General features: G+C 69.9%; 20 protein-coding genes and 2 pseudogenes. 11 read left to right on the top strand and 11 right to left on the bottom strand.

Features of this window, described 5'->3' with window-relative positions; genetic code table 11:
* The first annotated feature begins 37 nt into the window (after positions 1-37).
* Positions 38-1501, top strand: a complete 1464-nt coding sequence (locus ABZV31_RS27200; protein WP_355898833.1) for a catalase — start codon at positions 38-40, stop codon at positions 1499-1501.
* 122 nt (positions 1502-1623) lie between these two features.
* Entirely contained in the window at positions 1624-2190 is a 567-nt protein-coding gene (locus ABZV31_RS27195) for a DUF6461 domain-containing protein (RefSeq protein WP_355898832.1), read from the top strand.
* A 68-nt stretch (positions 2191-2258) separates the two neighbouring features.
* Here the strand turns inward: ABZV31_RS27195 and ABZV31_RS27190 are convergent, their stop codons facing one another.
* From ABZV31_RS27190 to ABZV31_RS27180, 3 genes are all read right to left on the bottom strand, one after another.
* On the bottom strand, positions 2259-2636 hold the full coding sequence (locus ABZV31_RS27190; RefSeq protein WP_355898830.1) for a hypothetical protein: 378 nt from the start codon (positions 2634-2636) through the stop codon (positions 2259-2261).
* Between the two features lie 7 nt (positions 2637-2643).
* Positions 2644-3372 carry a hypothetical protein gene (locus tag ABZV31_RS27185; protein WP_355898828.1) on the bottom strand — a complete coding sequence of 243 codons (729 nt, stop codon included), beginning with the start codon at positions 3370-3372 and terminating at the stop codon, positions 2644-2646.
* Positions 3373-3517: 145 nt separating this feature from the next.
* Positions 3518-5800 carry a transglycosylase domain-containing protein gene (locus tag ABZV31_RS27180; RefSeq protein ID WP_355898825.1) on the bottom strand — a complete coding sequence of 761 codons (2283 nt, stop codon included), beginning with the start codon at positions 5798-5800 and terminating at the stop codon, positions 3518-3520.
* A 249-nt stretch (positions 5801-6049) separates the two neighbouring features.
* On the opposite strand from ABZV31_RS27180, the gene ABZV31_RS27175 reads away from it, so the two are divergent.
* From ABZV31_RS27175 to ABZV31_RS27155, 5 genes are all read left to right on the top strand, one after another.
* A complete protein-coding gene (locus ABZV31_RS27175) occupies positions 6050-6985 on the top strand; it encodes an SPFH domain-containing protein (RefSeq protein ID WP_355898822.1) in 936 nt (311 codons plus the stop codon).
* Entirely contained in the window at positions 6982-7239 is a 258-nt protein-coding gene (locus ABZV31_RS27170; protein ID WP_355898819.1) for a hypothetical protein, read from the top strand. The genes ABZV31_RS27175 and ABZV31_RS27170 overlap by 4 nt, the downstream gene beginning before the upstream one ends.
* Positions 7240-7343: 104 nt before the next feature.
* Positions 7344-7868: a PadR family transcriptional regulator gene (locus tag ABZV31_RS27165; RefSeq protein WP_355898816.1), complete on the top strand. Its 525-nt coding sequence runs from the start codon at positions 7344-7346 to the stop codon at positions 7866-7868.
* Entirely contained in the window at positions 7865-8554 is a 690-nt protein-coding gene (locus ABZV31_RS27160; protein WP_355898813.1) for an ABC transporter ATP-binding protein, read from the top strand. Before ABZV31_RS27165 ends, ABZV31_RS27160 begins: the two co-directional genes overlap by 4 nt.
* An 80-nt stretch (positions 8555-8634) precedes the next feature.
* Positions 8635-10941: an FtsX-like permease family protein gene (locus ABZV31_RS27155; protein ID WP_355898810.1), complete on the top strand. Its 2307-nt coding sequence runs from the start codon at positions 8635-8637 to the stop codon at positions 10939-10941.
* Here ABZV31_RS27155 and ABZV31_RS27150 read toward each other — a convergent pair.
* Positions 10886-11962: a LysR substrate-binding domain-containing protein gene (locus ABZV31_RS27150; RefSeq protein WP_355898807.1), complete on the bottom strand. Its 1077-nt coding sequence runs from the start codon at positions 11960-11962 to the stop codon at positions 10886-10888. The two genes, ABZV31_RS27155 and ABZV31_RS27150, sit on opposite strands and share 56 nt — an antisense overlap.
* 133 nt (positions 11963-12095) lie before the next feature.
* Between ABZV31_RS27150 and ABZV31_RS27145 the strand changes: the two genes are divergently transcribed.
* Both ABZV31_RS27145 and ABZV31_RS27140 read left to right on the top strand, forming a co-directional pair.
* Complete coding sequence (locus ABZV31_RS27145; RefSeq protein ID WP_355898804.1) at positions 12096-12650, top strand: peroxiredoxin; 555 nt, start codon at positions 12096-12098, stop codon at positions 12648-12650.
* A gap of 4 nt (positions 12651-12654) precedes the next feature.
* Positions 12655-13188: an alkyl hydroperoxide reductase gene (locus ABZV31_RS27140; RefSeq protein WP_355898863.1), complete on the top strand. Its 534-nt coding sequence runs from the start codon at positions 12655-12657 to the stop codon at positions 13186-13188.
* A 57-nt stretch (positions 13189-13245) separates the two neighbouring features.
* Here the strand turns inward: ABZV31_RS27140 and ABZV31_RS27135 are convergent, their stop codons facing one another.
* From ABZV31_RS27135 to ABZV31_RS27120, 4 genes are all read right to left on the bottom strand, one after another.
* Positions 13246-14538 carry an AI-2E family transporter gene (locus ABZV31_RS27135; RefSeq protein ID WP_355898801.1) on the bottom strand — a complete coding sequence of 431 codons (1293 nt, stop codon included), beginning with the start codon at positions 14536-14538 and terminating at the stop codon, positions 13246-13248.
* A 163-nt stretch (positions 14539-14701) separates the two neighbouring features.
* A complete protein-coding gene (locus ABZV31_RS27130; RefSeq protein ID WP_355898798.1) occupies positions 14702-15397 on the bottom strand; it encodes a transglycosylase SLT domain-containing protein in 696 nt (231 codons plus the stop codon).
* A 430-nt stretch (positions 15398-15827) separates the two neighbouring features.
* Entirely contained in the window at positions 15828-17153 is a 1326-nt protein-coding gene (locus ABZV31_RS27125; protein WP_355898796.1) for a PhoH family protein, read from the bottom strand.
* A gap of 349 nt (positions 17154-17502) precedes the next feature.
* Positions 17503-18276 carry an isoprenyl transferase gene (locus ABZV31_RS27120; RefSeq protein ID WP_355898793.1) on the bottom strand — a complete coding sequence of 258 codons (774 nt, stop codon included), beginning with the start codon at positions 18274-18276 and terminating at the stop codon, positions 17503-17505.
* 725 nt (positions 18277-19001) lie between these two features.
* Here ABZV31_RS27120 and ABZV31_RS27115 point away from each other — a divergent pair.
* A pseudogene (locus tag ABZV31_RS27115) lies at positions 19002-19229 on the top strand (winged helix DNA-binding domain-containing protein); the annotation flags it as partial.
* Between the two features lie 70 nt (positions 19230-19299).
* Here ABZV31_RS27115 and ABZV31_RS27110 read toward each other — a convergent pair.
* The 3 genes and pseudogenes from ABZV31_RS27110 to ABZV31_RS27100 all read right to left on the bottom strand — a co-directional run.
* Positions 19300-19797, bottom strand: a pseudogene (locus ABZV31_RS27110) (methyltransferase domain-containing protein); the annotation flags it as partial.
* Between the two features lie 58 nt (positions 19798-19855).
* Positions 19856-20728, bottom strand: coding sequence for an LLM class flavin-dependent oxidoreductase (locus ABZV31_RS27105; protein ID WP_355898790.1), 873 nt, complete (start codon positions 20726-20728; stop codon positions 19856-19858).
* 88 nt (positions 20729-20816) lie between these two features.
* Positions 20817-21560, bottom strand: coding sequence for an A24 family peptidase (locus ABZV31_RS27100; protein WP_355898787.1), 744 nt, complete (start codon positions 21558-21560; stop codon positions 20817-20819).
* Positions 21561-21683: 123 nt separating this feature from the next.
* On the opposite strand from ABZV31_RS27100, the gene ABZV31_RS27095 reads away from it, so the two are divergent.
* Positions 21684-22052 carry a DUF192 domain-containing protein gene (locus ABZV31_RS27095; protein WP_355898785.1) on the top strand — a complete coding sequence of 123 codons (369 nt, stop codon included), beginning with the start codon at positions 21684-21686 and terminating at the stop codon, positions 22050-22052.
* Positions 22053-22129: the final 77 nt, after the last annotated feature.

Raw genomic sequence — 22129 nt, 5'->3', positions numbered from 1 at the left:
ACCTGACCTACCCCTCATGCATGACGGGAGGACGCTCGTGACGCAGACACCCCAGCAGGTTCCCTACACCACCACCAATGCCGGCATCCCGGTCGAGAGCGACGAACACTCGCTCACCGTGGGCCCGGACGGCCCGATCCTGCTCCAGGATCACTACCTCATCGAGAAGATGGCCCAGTTCAACCGGGAACGGGTTCCCGAGCGGGTGGTCCACGCCAAGGGCAGCGGTGCGTACGGAGTCTTCGAGGTCATCAACGACGTCAGCCAGTTCACCAAGGCCGACCTGTTCCAGCCCGGCAAGCGCACCGAGATGCTGGCGCGTTTCTCCACCGTCGCCGGTGAGTTCGGCTCCCCCGACACCTGGCGCGACCCACGCGGCTTCGCGCTCAAGTTCTATACGGAATACGGCAATTACGACCTGGTCGGCAACAACACGCCGGTCTTCTTCGTCCGCGACCCGCAGAAGTTCCAGGACTTCATCCGCTCGCAGAAGCGCCGCCCGGACAACGGGCTGCGCGACAACGACATGCAGTGGGACTTCTGGACCCTCTCGCCGGAGTCCGCGCACATGGTGACGTGGCTGATGGGCGACCGCGGCATCCCGCGGACGTACCGCAACATGAACGGCTACTCCTCCCACACCTACATGTGGGTCAACGGCGGCGGCGAGAAGTTCTGGGTCAAGTACCACATCAAGACGGACCAGGGCATCGAGTTCCTCACCCAGGCCGAGGCCGACCACCTCGCGGGCGAGGACCCCGACGTCCACCGCCGTGACCTGTGGGGGTCGATCGGGCGCGGCGAGCACCCGTCCTGGACGGTCCACGTGCAGGTGATGCCGTTCGAGGACGCGCCCGACTACCGGTTCAACCCCTTCGACCTGACCAAGGTGTGGCCGCACGGCGACTACCCGCTGATCGAGGTCGGCCGGATGACCCTGAACAAGAACCCCGAGGACTACTTCGTCCACATCGAGCAGGCCGCGTTCGAGCCGTCCAACATGGTGCCGGGCATCGGCCCGTCCCCGGACAAGATGCTGCTCGGCCGGCTCTTCTCCTACCCGGACACGCACCGCTACCGCATCGGCCCCAACTACACCCAGCTGCCGCCCAACCGGCCGCGTACACAGGTGAACTCGTACGCCAAGGACGGCCCGATGCGCTACGAACCCGCCGACGTCGCCGCCCCCTACGCGCCGAACTCCTACGGCGGGCCGGCCGCGGCCACGAGCCGGTTCGGCGACATCGCCGGCTGGCAGACGGCGGGCGAGATGGTCCGCGAGGCCTACCGGCTGCACCGCGAGGACGACGACTTCGGGCAGCCCGGCACGATGGTCCGCCACGTCCTGGACGACGCGGCCCGCGACCGGCTCGTCTCCAACGTCACCGGCCACCTGAAGAACGGTGTCTCCCGCCCGGTCCTCGACCGCGCACTGCAGTACTGGCGCAACATCGACAAGGAGATCGGCGACCGGATCGCCCACAACGTCAACGGCGGCTGAACGGCGCACGTAACGCACCCGTGGCGTGGCGCCCGGAGGAGAAGTCACCTCGCTCCCGGCGCGACGCCCTATAGGTTGTTCCCCTCCGGACAGGTGTGGCGTCGAGCGGTGGGGAGAGCCTGGTGGACGGGATCGGCTGGATTCGGGAAGCCTTCGACGCCTACTGCGTCACGTTCGTCCGCGGTCTGAGTGTCGAGGAGCTGGTACGGCGGCTGGGCGTGGACCCGGCAGGGATCCTGCCCTCCCTGTCCGGGGAGGAGGCGCGGGTGCTCGCCGGGGACAAGGGGCCGGTCGCCCGGCTGGGCACGAGCAACGGGTGGGCCTTCACCCTGGAGTTCGCGAGCGCCGAGACCACCGACCGGCGTACCCTTCGACGTCTGTCCGAGGGCACGGACGCGGTGATGCTGCTGGACAGCGGGATGCCGCCGTACTGGTTCGTGCACGCGCGGGACGGGGAGATCGCGTCCGACTTCGAGCCCGGAGTCGAGGCGGAGCAGATCGGCGGTACCGACCCTTCGTTCCTGGTGCCGGCCATGCAGAGGGCGGGCATGCTGCTGCCGGACGGGACGGCCGATCCGGACGACTGGGAGCCGGAGCGGCGGATTCTCACGGTGGCGGAACAGGTGTTCTCACTCGACCTGCCCCGCGCGGCGATCGGGCACGGCTCGCTCGCGGCGGTCGTCCTCTGACCGGGGTGCCCGACGGCCGACGGCGACGCCGTGGACCGTCGGGCACCCTCCCAGAGCTGGGTCCGGGGCTAGCGCGTACGGACGAAGCAGATCTGTGAGAGGTCGGTGCACTCCTCGAAGCCCGGAACGCTGACGTAGAACGCGTCCTTGTCGATCATCCGGTTGTTGGGCACGAAGAACAGACCGATGCGGTTGGCGGCACCGGAGTTCTCGTCGCCCGGGATGCTGGCCCGGCCGCAGATCTCGTTCCAGGTGTTGACCCGCGCGTAGTTGGGATCCTCGAGGACGGTCCAGCCCGAGCTGATCGGCTTCGCGTACAGCTGGGTGCACTCCTTGCCGGTGCTCACGGCCTGCGGCGGCATTCCGCCGCTCTGGTAGGTCGCCGCGAACGGGTATTCGTCGCAGCTAGCCGTGCTGTTCGGCGGCTTCGAGGCCGGATTCGGCACGAACTTGTCAGGACCGCTCTTGGGGCAGATCACCTTCCGGTTCGCGTTTCTGCCGGTCCTTGTCCGCCAGGTAGTTGAGCGGTGAGTCGTGCTCCCGGCTACCGGGGTGGTAGGGCAGTTTCTGCATGAGGATCCAGTAGAACGCCGCCGCCGACGGGTTCGCCTCCGTGTTGACGACGTACGTCGGAATGTAGTCGGGGAAGACACAGCCGATCGTGGTCTTGCCCTTGGCCTCGTTGTCGCAGCGGATGCCCAGCTTCCCGCTCGGCGGCTGGTAGTCCGCGCCACCGTTCGGCGCACCGCCCATGGTCGACGAGAGGATCCAGTTCAGGTGTACGGTCTCGTTGCCCGAGGTCCCCTGCCACGTGTGGTCGATCTCCCCGACGGCCTTGTGCTTGTCGAGGCCCGACCACTCGGGCACGCTGGACCACGTGATGCCGGCCGATGAGCAGTTGTACTGGCAGAACGACTGGATGTTGACCGTCACCGGCGGAACCTTCGCATCGACGGTCGTCGGTTCGATCGTGATCGTCTGTTTGAAGGTCGGGCTGTCGAGGTCCAGATCGATCTCGTGCTTGTACGAGTAGAGATTCTGAGCGATGGGCGTGTTGTTCTCGTACAGCGTGGCCGAGAAGCTGTCCTGCAGGCAGGCCCTCGTGCGCGTGAAGAACATGTCCGCGCCGCTCTTGGCGCAGAAATCGGTGTTGCCCGCGGCGAGTTGCGCCTTGCTCTCCATGATGGGCTTCCCGCGGAACTGCAGGCAGACCTCACTGTTCTCCCGCCCCGCGGCGTGCTGGCCGAAAACCGTCTCACATCACATCGCCCCAAGGCAAAGCAAAGGGCGCCCAGGGGGTTCTGGGCGCCCTTTTCGGCCGTTCAGCTCATTGCTGGACGTTCGGATGGAGCGGGTTGTCCGTGATGCCGCCCGTCGGCTGCCGGGTCGACGGTGACTGGCTCGGCGTCGGTGAGGGCGTCCGGGACGGCGACTGCGACGGCGACTGGCTGGGCGACTCGCTCGGCGACTCGGACGTCGGCGGCGCACTGCTGCTGGGCGTCTCGGACGGCGTCTCGCTCGGCGACGGCGTGACCGACGGCGTCACCGACGGCTGGACCGCCGCCCCCTGCGTGGTGTCCAAGTCGAACTCGGCCTTGTGCGTCACGCCGAAGGTGTACGCCGCCCAGATCTGCGCCGGGAAGCCACCGCCGTTGACGCGCGGCACGCCGCCCGCCTGGTACAGCGGGACATGCTTGCCGTTCTGGCTCGTGGACTCGCCGAACAGGCCGACCGAGGTGACCAGGTCAGGTGTGTAGCCGGTGAACCAGGCGGACTTGTCCTTGTCGGACGTGCCCGTCTTGCCCGCGACCTGCTGACCGTTGCGGGCCGGGTTGTCGCGGACGGACGCCCGCGCCGTACCGTCGTCGACCACGCCGGTCAGCACCGAGGTCACCGTGTCGGCGGCCTCCCGGCTGATCGCCTGCCCGCCGACGGGGTCCGGCATCCGCACCGTGCGGTTCTTCTGCTCGGCCGCCTTGACGATGGTCGGGGTGACCTTCTTGCCGTGGTTGTCGAAGGTGGCGTAGACCCCGGCCATCTCCAGCGGGCTCGCGCCCATGGAGCCCAGCGTCTGGGCAGGCACCGCCTGCATGCCCTTGGTGTTCATGCCGAGCTTGTCGGCGGTGCTCATCACCTTGTCCATGCCCACGTCGACGCCCATCTGCGCGAAGACGGAGTTGACGGACTTGTTCATCGCCGTCTGGACGGTGATGTTGCCGTAGTTGGCGTCGTCCTCGTTCGGCGGGGCGAAGCCGACCTTGGTGCCGTGGTCCACGACCTGGCGCCCGCTCGTGCCGTCGTAGATCGTGTCGGCGTTGATCGGCTGGCCGTCCTGCGTCCTGGCGCCCTCCTCCAGGGCGGCGGCGAGGATCACCGGCTTGAACGTCGAGGCGGGCTGGTAGTCCGGCCGCGTCGCGTTGCTGATGTAGTGCTTGAAGTAGTCCTGACCGCCGTACAGGGCGACGATCTTCCCGGTCTTCGGGTCGACGGAGACGGCGCCGGCCTGGACGTTCTTGTCCACCTTGCGCTTCTTCGGGTCAAGCTTGGCGGTCAGCTGCGTCTTGACCGCCTTCTCCAGCGCGGCCTGCTTCTTCCGGTCGACGTTCAGGGTGATGGTCCACCCGCGGTCCACGACCTCGGCCTCCGCCTGGGACTGGGAGATGCCTTCCTGCTTCATCAGCTGCTGTTCGAGCTGCCTGTTGGCGAGGTCGATCAGGTAGCCCTTCTGGCCCTCCCTGCCTGGGGTGCCCTTCGGGCCCTTGGGCACGGGGAACTTCATGGCCTGGCGTTTGGCGGGGTCCAGCCAGTGCTGCTTGACCATGTTGTCCAGGACGTAGTTCCAGCGGGCCTGCACCAGCTTCTTGCTGGTCGGGCTCGCCACCGCCCAGTCGTACTGGCTCGGCGCCTGGAGGAGGGCGGCGAGGTAGGCGCCCTGCTCGACGGTGAGGTTTTGCGCGTCGACCCGGTAGTAGGCCTGCGCGGCGGCCTGGATGCCGTAGGCGTTGCGGCCGTAGTAGCTGGTGTTGATGTAACCCGCGAGGATGTCGTCCTTGGACAGCTTCTGGTCCACCTTCAACGCAATGACCAGTTCCTTCAGCTTGCGCGTGACGGTCTGGTCCTGGTTGAGGTAGTAGTTCTTGACGTACTGCTGGGTGATCGTCGAACCGCCCTGCGTGCCCTTGCCGGTCAGCGTGTTGAGCAGACCGCGGGCCGTGCCCTTCAGGTCGACGCCGGAGTCGTGGTAGAAGGTCTTGTTCTCGGCGGCGACGAAGCAGTGCTGGACATCCTTGGGCACCTTGGACAGGGCCACGCTCTCGCGGTTGACCTTGCCGTCACGGGCCAGGATGGAGCCGTCGCTGTACTTGTAGACGTTGCTCTGGCGCTGCGCGGCCGCGTTGCCCTTGGGGACGTCCACCACCAGGTACAGCACGATGAACGCGCCGATGCCGAGCAGGCACACGCCGAGGAACGTGCCGAGGATCTTCTTCCAGGTGAACAGGCGTCGTATGAGGCTCCTGCCGGGCTCGCCGGCCGCTCGCGACGAGCGGCCCCTGGGCGCCGCGCGGTGACCACCGCGCTGTCGCGCTCGTCTCTCTTCCGCTCGTCCCATGGATCCGTCCGCTCCGCTTCCTTCTCGGTGTCACTCACGTGCGTGGCTCGGGTCAGCTCAGAAAGCTAACACCGCCCTCTGTGACAAAGGGCCTGCGATCCCCTCTTTTACGGACGTGAGAATCAGCACCCGTCCCAACGGAACCGACGTACCAGGAGGGTCGGGGGTTGCCGTGGCGCGGTAAAGTGTTATCACTTGGATAGATTGTAGATATTGGCTACGAGACGTACGAGAACGGGGGGGACCTCCATGTCCACGCACGACTCCTCACCCACCGCCGACATACCCGACATGCCCGCACCGCGGGTGCGGGAGTTCCCGGCGCGCAGCATCGGCGGCGGGCTCGCGCTGCTGCTCGGGCTGCTCGGACTGCTGCTCGCGGCCGCGATGGTCGCCGGTGCGACGACCGTCACCGCAACCGGCGTCAAGGCCGCGCTGATCGTCGTCGGCGTGCTGGTCGGCCTGGCCGCGTTCCTCGCGATGTGCGGGCTGAACATGGTGGCGCCGGGAGAGGCCCGGGTCGTCCAGTTCTTCGGGCGGTACCGGGGCACGATCCGCGAGGACGGGCTGCGCTGGGTGAACCCGCTCACCTCGCGCACGAAGATCTCCACCCGCGTGCGCAACCACGAGACCCCCGTCCTGAAGGTGAACGACGCCTACGGCAACCCGATCGAGCTGGCCGCGGTCGTGGTGTGGAAGGTGCAGGACACCGCGCAGGCGACTTTCGAGGTGGACGACTTCCTGGAGTTCGTCTCCACCCAGACCGAGGCGGCCGTCCGGCACATCGCCATCGAGTACCCCTACGACGCCCACGAGGAGGGCGGGCTGTCGCTGCGCGGCAACGCCGAGGAGATCACCGAGAAGCTCGCCGCCGAGCTGCACGCGCGCGTGGAGGCGGCCGGCGTGCGGATCATCGAGTCGCGCTTCACGCATCTCGCGTACGCTCCCGAGATCGCCTCCGCGATGCTCCAGCGGCAGCAGGCCGGGGCGGTCGTCGCGGCACGGCGGGAGATCGTGGACGGGGCGGTCGGGATGGTCGAGGCGGCGCTCGCCCGGATCGCCGAGCGGGACATCGTGGAGCTGGACGAGGAGCGGAAGGCGGCGATGGTGTCGAACCTGATGGTGGTGCTGTGCGGGGACCGGGCCCCGCAGCCCGTGCTGAACACCGGAACGCTCTACCAGTGACGACTCCACCCGAGGGGACCGAGGGAGCCTCCCCCAGGCGTCGGCCGCAGCAGCGCAAGCAGGTGCTGCTGCGGCTGGACCCGTCGGTGTACGAGGCGCTGGCGCGGTGGGCGTCCGACGAGCTGCGGTCGGCCAACGCGCAGATCGAGTTCCTCCTGCGGCGCGCGCTCGCGGAGGCGGGCCGGCTGCCCGGCGACACGGGTCCGCTGCCGCGCCGCGGCCGGCCACCCGGAAGCCCGCCCCGGCCCCAGTAGCAAAACCGTGACAATCGGCCGCCACCTGCGGCCCCGCGCACCCCGCCATGATCTAAACACCGCGCGTATACATGCGGCGTATACACCGTGTGTACAGTGCTCGCATGTCCATCGGTCACACCCTCCTGGGGCTCCTGGAGTCCGGGCCGCGCCACGGCTACGACCTGAAGCGGGCCTTCGACGAGAAGTTCGGTCACGACCGGCCACTGCACTACGGCCAGGTCTACTCGACGATGTCCCGGCTGCTGAAGAACGGGCTCGTCGAAGTCGACGGCATCGAGGCGGGCGGGGGCCCCGAGCGGAAGCGGTACGCCATCACCGAGGCCGGGATCACCGACGTCGAGCGGTGGCTGGCCACGCCGGAGAAGCCCGAACCGTACCTGCAGTCGACGCTGTACACCAAGGTCGTGCTGGCGCTGCTGACCCACCGCAACGCCGCCGACATCCTCGACACACAGCGCTCCGAGCACCTGCGCAGCATGCGGATCCTGACCGACCGCAAGCGCAAGGGCGACCTTGCGGACCAACTCATCTGCGACCACGCCCTGTTCCACCTCGAGGCCGACCTGCGCTGGCTGGAGCTGACCGCGGCGCGCCTCGACAAACTCCGTGCGGCGGTGACCCAGTGACTCCTCCCCCCGGCTCCCTGCTGGCGGCCGAGAACCTGCGCAAGGCCTACGGCCCGACCACCGCGCTCGACGGCGCCGAGTTCTCCATCCACCCCGGTGAGATTGTCGCCGTGATGGGCCCCTCCGGGTCCGGCAAGTCCACCCTGCTGCACTGTCTCGCCGGGATCGTGACGCCCGACTCCGGGTCGATCACGTACGACGGACGGGAGCTGTCGGCCATGACCGACGCCCAGCGCAGTGCGCTGCGGCGCTCGGAGTTCGGGTTCGTCTTCCAGTTCGGCCAGCTCGTGCCCGAGCTCACCTGCGTGGAGAACGTGGCCCTGCCGCTGCGGCTGAACGGCACCCCCCGCAAGGCGGCCGAGCGGACCGCGCTGGCCTGGATGGAGCGGCTCGGGGTCGACGACCTGCGCAAGAAGCGGCCCGGCGAGGTGTCGGGCGGCCAGGGGCAGCGGGTCGCCGTCGCGCGGGCGCTGGTCACCGGTCCGCGGATGCTGTTCGCCGACGAGCCGACCGGCGCGCTCGACTCGCTCAACGGCGAGCGGGTGATGGAGCTGCTCACCGAGGCCGCCCGGTCCTCCAACGCCGCCGTCGTGCTCGTCACGCACGAGGCCCGGGTGGCCGCGTACTCCGACCGCGAGATCGTCGTACGGGACGGCAAGTCCCGGGACATGGAGCGGACCATATGAACGCCCGCCCGTCACCCACCACCCCGTCCGCGGGGCTTCGCGCCGCCCCTTTGAAACCCAAGTGGGCCAGGGACCTGGGCATGGGGACCAAGTTCGCGTTCACGGGCGGGCGCGAGGGCTGGGTCCGGGTCCTGCTGACGGCCGTCGGTGTCGGGCTCGGTGTGGCGCTGCTGCTGCTCACGACCGCCATCCCGAACATGCTGGCGGTGCGGCACGACCGGGAGCAGGCGCGCCAGGACTATACCTACGGCCAGGAGCACAAGCCGAAGGCCGACAACACCCTGGTGATCGCGGACGTCGACACGACGTACCACGAAAAGGACGTCCGCGGACGGCTGGTGGAGCCCGAGGGGGCGCGGGCCCCGCTGCCGCCGGGCGTGCCGAAGTACCCGGCTCCGGGCGACATGGTGGTCTCCCCCGCGCTGAAGGAGCTGCTCGGCTCCGACGGCGGGAAGCTGCTGCGCGAGCGGCTGCCGTACCGGATCGTCGGGACGATCGGGGAGAGCGGGCTCATCGGTTCGCGCGAGCTCGCCTACTACGCGGGCGCCGAGCACCTCGCACCGCAGATCAACGGCTCGACAGTGGCCCGGATCAGCGAGTTCGGCGATCCGCACCCGACGTCCGAGCGGACGGACCCCGTGCTGCTTCTGCTGGTGATGGTGGTCTTTGTCGTCCTGCTCATGCCGGTCGCCGTGTTCATCGCCGCCGCCGTGCGCTTCGGCGGCGAGCGGCGGGACCGCAGGCTCGCCGCGCTCAGGCTGGTCGGCTCCGACAGCAAGATGACCCGGCGGATCGCCGCGGGCGAGGCGCTCGCGGGCTCCCTGCTCGGACTGGTCCTCGGCACCCTCTTCTTCCTGATCGGCCGCCAGGTCGCGGGCTCCGTCGAGATCCTCGACGTCAGCGTGTTCCCCAGCTATCTGAACCCCTCGCCCGCGCTCGCGGTGGTGGTCGCCCTCGCGGTCCCGGCGGCCGCGGTGCTGGTCACCCTGTTCGCGCTGCGCGGAGTGGTCATCGAGCCGCTCGGCGTGGTGCGCACGGCGAAGCCGGCGCGGCGTCGGCTGTGGTGGCGGCTGCTGCTGCCGCTGGGCGGGCTCGCGATGCTGTATCCGATGGTCGGCAAGGGCCACACCAACGGCAACTTCAACCAGTACCTGGTGACCGGCGGTGTCATGCTGCTGCTCGTCGGCGTCACCGCTCTGCTGCCGTGGATCGTCGAGACGGTCGTCGCCCGGCTCGGCTCGGGCGGGCTGGCCTGGCAACTGGCCGTGCGCAGGCTTCAGTTGAGCAGCGGTACGGCGGCCCGCATGGTGAACGGCATCGCGGTCGCGGTGGCCGGGGCGATCGCGCTGCAGATGCTGTTCGCCGGCGTGCAGGGCGACTACACCAAGCAGTCGCAGAACGACCTCTCGCGGGCGCAGATGGCAGTGCACCTCCCCAGCGGAGTCCCGGTCACCGCAGCCGCCGGGAAGTTCGCCGGCACCAGGGGCGTCCGCAAGGTCACGGCCCTCTACGGGGGCACCCTCGGCGACGCTTCCTGGCAGAAGGGGCCGGAGCGCACCGCCGAGGTGACCATCGGCGACTGCGCGTCCCTGCGCGAGGTGGCGGCGCTGCCCTCGTGCCACGACGGCGACCTCTTCGTCGTCAGGGGCGGCGAGTACGACACCTACACCCCGGAACTCGCCAAGCCCGGCCAAAAGCTCTACTTCGACCCGTCCTACGGCGGCAACCGCAGTGCCCGGGAGGTCACCTGGACCGTTCCGCACGGCCTCAAGGCCGCCCGGTCGGTCAAGGACCCGACCGGCGTGAAGCGCGGCGGCTTCCTGATGACCCCCCGTGCACTGCCCGCACAGGCCGCGGCGTCGGTCAGTGGTCGGATATACCTCTCGCTCGACAAGTCCGTGCCGGACGCGACCGAATACGTACGGAACACCACGGCGCGGATCTCCCCGACGGCGGACGCGATGGTGTGGGCGGCCAGCGAACAGTCCAAGAAGTTCACCTCCATCCGCACCGGCCTGTTCGCCGGCGCCAGCTGCGTCCTGGCCCTGATCGGCGCGAGCCTGCTGGTGTCGCAGCTGGAGCAGCTGCGCGAGCGGAAGAAGCTGCTGTCGTCCCTGGTCGCCTTCGGCACCCGGCGCCGCACGCTGAGCCTGTCGGTGCTGTGGCAGACGGCGATCCCGATCGCGCTGGGCCTGCTGCTGGCGTCGGCGGTGGGGCTGACGCTGGGTGCGGTGCTGCTGAGGATGACGGACACGACGGTGAGCGTGGCCTGGGCGAGCGTGCTGACGATGACCGGGATCGGCGCGGCGGTCGTCCTCACGGTGACGCTGCTCAGCCTGCCGCCGCTGCTGCGGCTGATGCGCCCGGACGGGCTGCGGACGGAGTAGACGCCGACGGACCCGGCACACGACAGCGGGCCCCCTCCTGCCGAGGGGGCCCGCTGCTGTGTGCCCGGCCTCGGTCCTCGGCGTCCAGCACCCGCACCGGCAGGGGCCGCAGGGCCTCGCGCAACGCGGCCGCCAGCTCCTGGTACTCGGCGCCGCGGGCCGCGCCGGTGCGCATGGCGAGGGCGATGCGGCGGGAGGGGGCGGGCTCGGCGAAGTAGCCGGTGAGGAGCTGGTTGCTGCGGGACGTCTCGACCTTGAGGGCGGTGCGCGGCAGCAGGGTCACGCCGAGACCCCCCGCGACGAGCTGCACGAGCGTCGACAGGCCGGCGGCGGTCGTGGTGACCGGCGCGTCCTCCCGGCCGGCCTCCCGGCAGATGTCCAGGGCCTGGTCGCGCAGGCAGTGGCCCTCGTCGAGCAGCAGCAGGTTCAGTTCCCTGAGGGTCTCGCGCGGTATGCCCTCGCGGCCGCCGAGCCAGTGGTCGAGCGGGGTGACGAGCACGAAGTCCTCGTCGAACAACGGCAGTTCGACGACGCCGGGCACGCCGAGGGGCACGGCGAGCAGCAGCAGGTCGAGGCGCCCGCTGGTCAGCCCCTCCAGCAGGTTCGCCGTCTGCTCCTCGTGCACCTGGAGGTCGAGGTCCGGGTAGCGGTCGTGGACGAGGCGCAGGACGGTGGGCAGGAGGTACGGCGCCACGGTCGGGATGACGCCGAGGCGCAGCACGCCGGTGAAGGGCGCCCGGAGGGCCTCCGCCTCCTCCATCAGGGCCCCGACCTCCTCGAGCACGGCCTTGGCCCGTACGGCGAGCCGCTCGCCGGCCGGCGAGAGCAGCACTTTTCGCGTCGTACGCTCCAGGAGGGTGACACCGAGTGTCTCCTCCAGCGCGGAGACGGCGCCGGAGAGCGCCGGCTGGCTCATGCCGATCGCCGCGGCGGCGTCGCGGAAGTGCAGGTGCTCGGCGACGGCGGCGAAAGCGCGCAGTTGGGCGAGGCTGGGCTGCCTCCGCTTGTTACCCACAGTCACTGATAGCTACCTCCGATCAACACGACCGAGTGTAGCTATTTCCATAATCAATGCACCCTGTGCCAACATCAGCAATGTCCAACCCGTGGGAAACACCGGCAAAACCGGTGTTTCTTCGCTGCAAGGAGAGCATGTGCTCACTGTCGGTGACAAGTTCCCCGAGTTCGAACTGACCGCCTGCGTCTCGCTGGAGAAGGGCAAGGAGTTCGAGAAGATCAACCACAAGACCTACGAGGGCAAGTGGAAGGTGATCTTCGCCTGGCCCAAGGACTTCACCTTCGTGTGCCCGACCGAGATCGCGGCCTTCGGCAAGCTGAACGACGAGTTCGCCGACCGCGACGCCCAGGTCCTCGGCTTCTCCGGCGACTCCGAGTTCGTCCACCACGCCTGGCGCAAGAACCACGACGACCTGCGTGACCTGCCGTTCCCGATGATGGCGGACTCCAAGCACGAGCTCATGCAGGCGCTGGGCATCGAGGACGAGGAGGGCTTCGCCAAGCGCGCGGTCTTCATCGTCGACCAGAACAACGAGATCCAGTTCTCCATGGTGACCGCGGGTTCCGTCGGCCGTAACCCGAAGGAGGTCCTGCGGGTCCTGGACGCGCTGCAGACGGACGAGCTGTGCCCCTGCAACTGGACCAAGGGCGACGAGACGCTCGACCCGGTCAAGCTGCTGGCTGGTGAGTGAGCGGATGTCCCTCGACTCCCTGAAGTCCGCCATACCGGACTACGCCAAGGACCTGAAGCTCAACCTGGGCTCGGTCATCGGCAACTCCGACCTGCCCGCGCAGCAGCTGTGGGGCACGGTGCTGGCGACGGCGATCGCCGCGCGCTCGCCGATCGTCCTGCGTGAGCTGGAGCCGGAGGCGAAGGCGAACCTCACGCCGGAGGCGTACACCGCGGCCAAGTCCGCGGCCGCCATCATGGCGATGAACAACGTCTTCTACCGCACCCGGCACCTGCTGTCGGACCACGAGTACGGCTCCCTGCGCGCCGGCCTGCGGATGAACGTCATCGGCAACCCCGGCGTCGACAAGGTCGACTTCGAGCTGTGGTCCTTCGCCGTGTCCGCCATCAACGGCTGCGGCATGTGCCTCGACTCCCACGAGCAGGTCCTCCGCAAGGCGGGCCTGGACCGTGAGGTCGTCCAGGAGGCCTTCAAGATCGCCGCGGTGATCCAGGCAATCGCGACGACGCTGGACGCGGAGGCGGTCCTGGCCGAGTAACTCCGGCTGCGCCTTGCCCGGGGCCCGTTCACCTTCCGGTGAGCGGGCCCCGCTGTTTCACTCGCCCTGCGCGGCGACCGGGTCCGTCGCCGGCGCCTCTCTCGGGCGGGCGGACTGGCGGAGAGCCTGTTCGTGGGAGTACGCCCGCAAGTAGCCCACCACCGTGTTCGTCACCGCGACCAGCGGTACGGCGACCACCGCCCCGCCGATCCCGGCCACGATCCCCCCGGCCGACACCGACAGCACCACCGCGAGCGGATGCACCCGCACCGCTCGCCCCAGGATGAACGGCTGCAGGACGTGGCCCTCGATCTGCTGGACGGCCAGGACCACGGCCAGCGTCATCACCGCGGTGAACACGCCGTGGGTCACGAGCGCCACCACGACCGCCAGCGCGCCCGACGCCACCGCCCCCACGAGCGGGATGAAGGAGAAAAGGAAGATGAACACGGCGAGCGGGACGGCCATCGGAACGTTGAGGAAGTAGATCCCCAGGCCGATGAAGGTCGCGTCGATGAGGGCGACGAGCACCGTGCCCCGGACGTACGCCGTCAGCGTGCGCCAGGCCCGCGGGCCGGCTCCGGCCACCCCGGGCCGTGCCGCCGCGGGCACCAGCTTCAGCGTCCACTCCCAGATCCGCCGCCCGTCGTAGAGCAGGAACAGCGTCGAGAAGATCGTCAGCAGGATCCCGGTCAGCGCCTCGACCACCACCGTCACGCCCTCGAGCCCCGCCGACGTGATCTGGTCCGTGTTCGCGCCGATCGCCTCCCGCAGGTTCTTGGCGATCTGGTTGATCTGCTTGTCGGTGACGTGGAACGGACTGTTCAGCAGCCACTTGCGCAGTTCGTCGATGCCGTCCTGGATCTGGTTGGAGAGCATGTCGATGTTCTCCATGACCTGCCAGGTCACGAACCATCCGATCAGCCCCATGATGACGAAGCCGAGGATCGCGGTGAGCGCGGTGGCCGGTCCGCGCGGCAGCCCGTACCGGCGCAGCCGCGCCACTGTCGGCTGCAGCAGCGCCGTGATGAGCAGCGCGGTCACGAAGGACAGCACCACCAGCTGGACCGCGCTGATGACCCGCATCAGCACCCAGACCGTGCTCGCGAGCACCAGCACCCGCCAGCCGGCCTCCGCCGCCACCCGCACGCCCCACGGCACGGCCTGCGCGGGGTCCGGCCGGGCCCGGGCGACGGTCACGTGGTCGGGAAGGGGCGGGACGTCCGCGGGCGGCGCCGGCTCGGGCTCGGCGTGCTCCTTCTCCACCTCGGCGCGGCGCTCGTCCAACCGCTCACCCATTTCGGTCAGTCTGGCGCCGAGCCGACCGAGCCACCCTGGCACTCGCGACATGATCCGTCCTCTTCCCCCGTCTCTCCCCACCACTCCCCCCCTGGAGTCGTTCCGTCCGACCGTACATGGCAACAGCCCCTCCCCCTAGGACGGGGAGGGGCTGTGCAGGGTTGAGAGCGGCGCCCGGGGGCTCCGCGAGCTCAGGGCCGACGGCCGGTCGGGCTCAGTACCAGTGGTTCGCCGACCAGAACGACCAGGCCTGGCACGGGCTGCCGTAGCGCGAGTTCATGTAGTTGAGGCCCCACTTGATCTGGGTGGCCGGGTTGGTCCGCCAGTCGGCGCCGGCGGACGCGTACTTGCCGGCCGGCAGGGCCTGGAAGAGGCCGTATGCGCCGGAGGAGGCGTTGACCGCCTGGTAGTTCCAGCTGGACTCGTGGTCCACGATGTTGCTGAAGCACTGGAACTGGTCGGCCGCCACCATCTGGCGCGCCATGGCCTGGATCTGCGCGACGGTGTACGAGCTCTGGACGGGGAAGCTGGAGGAGTCGCGGGCCGCGCTGCGGCTGGCCGCCGCCTTCGCCTCCGCGCGCTCCTTGGCTTCCTTCGCCGCCTTCTCGGCGGCCGCCTTCTTGGCGATCGCGGTCTCGGCGGCCGCCTTGCGGGCCGCCTCCTCGGCGTCCTTCTTCGCGCTCGTGTCCGCGGCGATGGCCTGGGCGTCGGCCTGCTGCGCGAGGGACGCGGTCTGTACCTGGGCCTGCTGGCCCGCAGGTATGTCCGCGAGGAGCGTCGAGTCGCTTGCCGTCGCTTCGGCGTCGTTGTTCTGGGCGGTGCTGCCCGAGGCAACGCCGACGACGCTTCCGACAGCGGTGACCGCGGTGGCCGAGGCCACTGCGAGTCCCCGGACCGAGATCCGGCTCACACGGTTTTCCTTCCAGCATCGCCCGCTTCGGTGACCCTGGCGGACGCAATCTTGCCCCTGGCACTGGCCTCCCAACTGCGGGGTCACGGGAGGCACGGGCCCGGTGGGCAACTCCCGTCACGGGAGCGCCGCATGGTGCTCGGGCGGCATACGACGACGCTATGGAGTTGGTGTGGTGCTCACGTGGTGCTGTACCGCTGGGGGTACAGGTGTGTCGTATGCGGGGCCTGACAGGAGTGAGACTCTGCCGCAACCCGACGCCGCAAGGCAATTCCGAGTTGCGTGTGAAAGCTCACATCCGGTTTGGGCCAGGGGATTTCATGAAACCGCCACACGCGAAAGCGCCCCCCGGCTAGGCTCAAATGCCTTTGCCGGACGGCGCCAATTCCCGCGTAACCGCCCCGAGATGGGGCAGCAGGGGCGGATCGGATCAGATGTGCCCGTCCTCCAGCATTTCGGTCACAAGGGCCGCGATCTGGGACCTCTCGGACCGGGTCAGCGTCACGTGCGCGAAAAGCGGATGGCCCTTCAGCTTTTCGACGACGGCGACGACCCCGTCATAGCGGCCGACCCGCAGATTGTCCCTTTGCGCCACATCATGGGTCAGAACGACCCGCGAATTGGCGCCGATCCGGGACAGAACGGTCAGCAGGACGTTCCGTTCGAGGGACTGCGCCTCGTCCACGATCACGAACGCGTCGTGCAGCGAACGGCCGCGGATGTGGGTGAGCGGGAGGACCTCCAGCATTCCGCGTGCGGTGACCTCTTCGATGACCTCGCGGCTGGTGACCGCCGACAGCGTGTCGAAGACCGCCTGCGCCCAGGGGCTCATCTTCTCCGCCTCGGAGCCGGGCAGATAGCCGAGCTCCTGCCCGCCGACCGCGTACAGCGGGCGGAAGACCATCACCTTCTGGTGCTGGCGGCGCTCCAGGACCGCCTCCAGACCCGCGCACAGCGCCAGCGCCGACTTGCCGGTGCCGGCCCGGCCACCCATCGACACGATCCCGACGTCCGGGTCGAGCAGCAGGTCCAGCGCGATGCGCTGCTCCGCGCTGCGGCCCTTGATGCCGAACGCCTCCCGGTCGCCGCGCACGAGGCGGACGTTGCCCTCGGGGGTGACCCGCCCCAGCGCCTTGCCCCGTTCCGACTCGATCGTCAGGCCCGTGTGCACGGGGAGGTCGGCGACCTCGGGGACGTGGACGTGGCCGTCCTCGAAGAGGATGTCCACCTGCTCGCCGGGCAGGGTCAGTTCGGACATACCGGTCCAGCCGGAGGAGTCCGTGATGGCGAGCTCCGCGCGGTACTCCTCGGCGAGGAGGCCGACGGAGGAGGCCTTGATCCGCAGCGGCAGGTCCTTCGACACGACGGTGACGTCGAACCCCTCGGCCTGCAGGTTGCGGGCGACCGCGAGGATGCGGGAGTCGTTGTCCCCCAGGCGGTAGCCGGTGGGCAGCACGCTGGGGTCCGAGTGGTTGAGCTCGACCCGGAGGGTCCCGCCGAGATCCCCGATCGGGATGGGGGCATCCAGACGGCCGTACCGGACCCGGCAGTCGTCGAGCAGGCGCAGGGCCTGCCGGGCGAAGTAGCCGAGTTCCGGATGGTGCCGCTTGGCCTCCAGCTCCGTGACCACGACGACGGGGAGCACGACCTCGTGCTCGTCGAAGCGGCTCAGGGCGTTCGGGTCGGCCAGCAGGACGCTGGTGTCGAGAACATACGTGCGCCGGTCTGGCTTGTAGCGCTTTGTGCTGGTCACCACGGAAGGACGTACCCCCTCGGATGAGGTCGGGGAGCGACGGGATGGAGCTGGACCGGTCGACGGCCCCCGCGCACGGCGGGCCGAGAACCGGCCCTCCGCGTCTGCGTCCGTGCTGTGACCGCACAGTCGGGCTGGTGCAAAGGGCCTCCCGGGCGGACGGCCCCGAGCCGCCCGCTGAGATCCGACACCCGTGGTTCGGGTGTCGACCTGTCTCCCTTATGCCCTCGAACATGCACTGCCATGCAAATGCATGGGTCGGCGAGCTGGTGAACTCCTCGTTACGTTCGCCTCGAAAAGGGTATACAGGGGCCTTTCAGGAGTACGCCCCGAAGGATGCAATCAGGTGAGGTCAGCCGCCGTAACGGCGGTGACGGGCGGCGTAGTCGCGCAGGGCGCGCAGGAAGTCGACCTTGCGGAAGGCCGGCCAGTAGACCTCGCAGAAGTAGTACTCCGAGTGGGCGGTCTGCCAGAGCATGAATCCGGACAGCCGCTGCTCCCCGCTGGTGCGGATCACCAGGTCGGGGTCGGGTTGGTCGCCGGTGTAGAGGTGCCGGCCGATCATGTCGACGTCGACGGACTCGGCGAGTTCCTCCATCGACATGCCCTTGTCGTGGGCGTCGAGCAGCATGGAGCGGACCGCGTCGGCGATCTCCTGGCGGCCGCCGTAGCCGATGGCGACGTTGACGAGTATGCCGTCGACGTGGGCGGTGGCCTCCTCGGCCTCCTTCAGCGCGGTCTGCATCTGGGACGGCAGCAGGTCGGGGGTGCCGACGTGGTGGACGCGCCAGCGGCCGTCGGCGGCCAGGGAGCGGACGACGTCCTCGATGATGCCGAGGAGCGGGACGAGCTCCTCCTGGGGGCGGTCGAAGTTGTCCGTGGACAGCAGCCAGAGGGTGACGACCTTGACGTCCGTCTCCTCGCACCAGCCGAGGAACTCCTCGATCTTGTCCGCGCCGGCCCGGTGGCCCTGGGCGGTGGTGGAGCCCGCGGCCTTCGCCCAGCGCCGGTTGCCGTCCATGATGACGCCGATGTGCTTGGGCACCTGAGCGTGGTCCAGGTGGCCTTCCACCCGGCGTGCGTACAGCCTGACCAGCAGGCCGCGCAGCTTGTCGCGCAGGTTCACGTGATCGTCAGCCCCTCCGTCTGGATCGGACAGGCGCGGCCGGGGGCAATCCCTGTCCGTGCGGCGGCCTGGTCCGTATGGCGGTCCCGGGGGCGAAGCCTACCCCCGACACACCAAGGGTCCCCAACAGGTGCCCGGGCGCGCCCGGGTGTATCAGCTCCGCCTCCCGGTGCTCCTACAAAAAACGGGCCGGTCCGTGGGGGGGAGACGGACCGGCCCGAGGGGGGGTTTCCACCATAACCCTTCGTAAGTGATGCTGCGTGCATCGGCGCGCCACAACTACTCTCCGCAACCGGCCGGCGACGCGTCGAGAGGGACGAAAGGCGACATTCCGCGCCTGATCATGGCCGGATCACAGCGGATTCCCAGGGAAAACGGGCGGGATACGGCGAGATCCAGAGGGTTTGGGCCGTCTTGGTGACCGCTCGGCGAGTTGTCCCGTGTCCCCTCAAGGGCGACCCCGGTCGCGAACGCCCGCTTGACGTCAGCGCCGGTTCCGTTTCGGCCGTCCGGGGGACGGAGAAGGTGGCGCCAGCAGGGGGTGCGGCGCCGCACAGCCCCCTCCACTGCACGATGCCGCCAGCGCAGCTTTGCTCACGCGAATTACCTTGGTCTGAACTTACGTGAGGCGAACGGGTGACGCGAGGGGCTGGCGATAACAATGTGGAAACCCCGAGAATCACCGAGGACAGGATCTGACCTCATGCGGACCTGGCGTCCTGCCCATGACGGTGACGACGACATGGGACCGGACGAGCGCACGCCGCATGGAACGTCAGTTCCTGGCCACACCCGCACCGGCCGGTACGGCGGTCGCCGACGTGGTGGCCGAGATGCTCGGCGCGCAGGCGCAGGTGCTGTCCGCGGCGGAGATCTCGGTGGGGGTGCGGGCCGCCGGGACGACCCGGGCGGACGTACGCGCCGCGCTGTGGGAGGACGGGTCGCTGGAACGCGTGGGCGAAGTCCTCGAGGCGACGGCGGAGTTGGTGCTGGGAACGGTGACCGCCGGACCGCACGCGTGAGTCACCCCTCCGGCTTGCGGGCCTCGAAGAGGTGGCGGGTGCTGTGGGCCACGAAGGGCCCCTGCGTCTCGATCAGCTCGTGCAGGGCCCGCAGCCGGGGCTCGTACGCCTCGACGGTGAAGCCCGGGACCATCCAGATCACCTTGCGCAGGAAGTGGACGACGGCGGCGATGTCGTGGAACTCCACGCGGAGGCGCTCGGCGCGCAGGTCGACGACCTCCAGCCCGGCGGCCACGGCGTCGGCGCGCTCGCGGTCGGGGTGACGGGCGTTCCGGAGCTCGCCGGGCTGGGGCCCGAGGAAGTACTCGACGAGTTCGTAGGCACTCCTGGGCCCGACGTGCTGGGCGAAGTACGTGCCACCCGGCTGGAGGACCCGGGCGATTTCGTCCCAGTGCGGGCGGACCGGGTGCCGGCTGACGACGAGGTCGAAGGCACCGTCGGCGAACGGCAGCGGCGCGTCCTCGGGGGAGGCGACGACCATGACACCGCGGGGGCGGAGCGCGCGAGGCCCGCATCGCCGACCTCGTCGGGTGTGCAGGGGGTCGGCGGAACCATGGTCACGGCACCAGCGGCCGTACCTCTTCGGCGACGAACCGTACGAATCCCTCGGGGTCCGGCTCGTCCCCCATGGGCTGCAGGATCACCGTGTCGGCCCCCGCGTCGGCCAGGCGCTGGACGGCCTTGGCGACGGCGCCCGCGTCACCGGCGACGCCGAGGCCGGGGACGGAGACGAGGCCCTCGGACTCGAACTCGGCGCGCAGGCGGGCCGGGGCGTCAACGCCGGTGGCGGCGAGGAGGTGGACGACGACCTTGTGCGGGTCGGTCCGGCCCGCCGCCTCCCGCCCCTCGTCGATGAGCCGGCGGGCCCGTCGTACGCCCTCGGGCGGTGTGGACGCCGTGAGGAGCGTGCCGTCCGCGGCCTCGCCGGACAGCCGCAGGGTGCGCGGGCCGGTGGCGCCGGCGAGCACCTCGACCGCGCCCTCCGGGGGCCAGTCGAGGCCGACGTCGTCCAGCTTGACGTACCGGCCGTCCGTCGTGAGCCGCTCGCCGCGCAGCAGGGCGCGCAGGGCGGCGAGGTGTTCGCGCAGCAACGTCAGCGGGGACTCGGCCCTCGCCCCGACCTGGCCCATCCAGTCCTGTACGCCGTGTCCGACGGCGAGGATCGCGCGGCCGGGGAACATCCGGTGCAGCGAGGCGGCCTCCATCGCGGTGATGGCGACGTTGCGCAGCGGCACGGGTAGCAGGCCGACGCCGACGCGCACGCGCTCGGTCCAGGCGAGGGCGGCGGCCGCCGTGGAGATCCCGCCCTCCCGGAAGCAGTCCTCCCACAGCCAGAGTTCCTCGAGCCCCGTGTCTTCGGCGAGGCGGGCCACCGCCCGGAGTCGCTCGGGGGGCAGTTGAGGGCGGAAGACAGCACCGAGTCCGGTCATGGGGACTTCCTACCGAGCGGACGCGGACGCGACAACTCCCTGACCGGCCCGTCGGGTTGGCCCACCCGTCCGGCCCCCGGCCGCACCGTCACACGGCCGCGAACGCCCCGACCACCAGACCCGTGAACGCCCCGCCGATCATGAACGGCCCCAGCGGAATGGCCGACTTGCGGCCCGCGCGGCGCAGGACCACCAGGCCCAGGCCGTAGAGGGCGCCGTAGAGGAGTCCGGCGAAGGCTCCGGCGATCAGGACGGGCCAGCCGTACCAGCCGAGGGCCGCCCCGAGTGCGAGGGCGAGTTTGACGTCGCCGAAGCCCATGCCGGCGGGGTTGACGAGGAACAGCACGAAGTACGCGGCGCCGAGGGCGAGTCCGCCGAGCAGGGCCGTCAACCAGGAGCCCGCGGCGGCGGGCAGCGTGGCCGCGATGCCGAGCAGCGCGACGGTCGCTGCGGCGAGCGGCAGCGTCAGGATGTCCGGGAGCCGGTGCACCCGGTGGTCGACGAGCGCCAGCAGCACGGCGACGGGCGCGGCGAGCAGCCAGACCACGGCCTCGGGGTGGGGCCCGGTGGCGGCGGCCAGCGCGGCGCACACGAGGGCGGTCACGGTGGACACGGCCCGGGTGCTCGGCCCGTACGGCCCGCACGCCGCCGCGTCCGTGCAGCGGGCCGGGCCCACCCAGCCGCCGAACGCGCCGGTGATCGGATGCCCGCCGGGGCACTCCCCGCTCCAGGGCTCACCGGAGTCGACGGACAACCGGTGGGCGGCCCGGGGCAGCAGCAGTCCGGCCCCCGCGCCCCACAGGACCGCCACGACGATCAGAAGTACGCGCACGCCGGGACCCTAGTCCGGGCCCGCCCGGTAGGGCATGGGCCCGTGGGCCCATGTAGGGCCCACTCCCCTGCGGATACGGTCGGTTCGCACGGCATACGACAAAACCGGGGAGGCGGCTCGGGCATGGGACGACGCTGGCGTGACGGGCGGGGCAGGCTGGTCGTGCACGGGGACGGGGCGGCACCGGTGACGGTCCCGCTGGAGCTGGCGACGTCGTACCGCGCCCGTACGAAGGGCCTGCTCGGCCGTGACTCCGTCGACGGCGCGATCCTGCTCTCCCCCGCCAACAGCGTGCACACCTTCCGGATGCGCATCCCCATCGACGTCGCCTACCTCAACCGCGACCTCACGGTCATCGCCGTCCGCACCATGAAGCCGGGCCGCCTGGGCCTGCCCCGCCTCCGCTCCCGGCATGTGCTGGAGGCGGAGGCGGGAGCCATGGCGGGGTGGGGGCTGCGGGTGGGGGTGCGGGTGGCGGTGGAGGCGGGGTAGCCGGCGGAGACGACAGGTGACCGGAGCCGCCGTACGGTCTCCTGGCACCAGGTGAGTTGACCGCTCGGCGCTCCCCG

Origin of the sequence: Streptomyces sp. NPDC005202 (genome assembly GCF_040608235.1) — a bacterium.
GTDB lineage: Bacteria > Actinomycetota > Actinomycetes > Streptomycetales > Streptomycetaceae > Streptomyces.
This window is presented reverse-complemented; position numbering and strand designations above follow the sequence as displayed.

Bases quoted from the DNA above. Each gene is read 5' to 3' on its own strand.
- ABZV31_RS27185 (WP_355898828.1), bottom strand. From the start codon at position 3,372: ATGGAGAGCAAGGCGCAACTCGCCGCGGGCAACACCGATTTCTGCGCC.
- ABZV31_RS27180 (WP_355898825.1), bottom strand. From the start codon at position 5,800: ATGGGACGAGCGGAAGAGAGACGAGCGCGACAGCGCGGTGGTCACCGC.
- ABZV31_RS27175 (WP_355898822.1), top strand. From the start codon at position 6,050: ATGTCCACGCACGACTCCTCACCCACCGCCGACATACCCGACATGCCC.
- ABZV31_RS27165 (WP_355898816.1), top strand. From the start codon at position 7,344: ATGTCCATCGGTCACACCCTCCTGGGGCTCCTGGAGTCCGGGCCGCGC.
- ABZV31_RS27155 (WP_355898810.1), top strand. From the start codon at position 8,635: ATGGGGACCAAGTTCGCGTTCACGGGCGGGCGCGAGGGCTGGGTCCGG.
- ABZV31_RS27140 (WP_355898863.1), top strand. From the start codon at position 12,655: ATGTCCCTCGACTCCCTGAAGTCCGCCATACCGGACTACGCCAAGGAC.
- ABZV31_RS27135 (WP_355898801.1), bottom strand. From the start codon at position 14,538: ATGTCGCGAGTGCCAGGGTGGCTCGGTCGGCTCGGCGCCAGACTGACC.
- ABZV31_RS27105 (WP_355898790.1), bottom strand. From the start codon at position 20,728: ATGACCGGACTCGGTGCTGTCTTCCGCCCTCAACTGCCCCCCGAGCGA.
- ABZV31_RS27095 (WP_355898785.1), top strand. From the start codon at position 21,684: ATGGGACGACGCTGGCGTGACGGGCGGGGCAGGCTGGTCGTGCACGGG.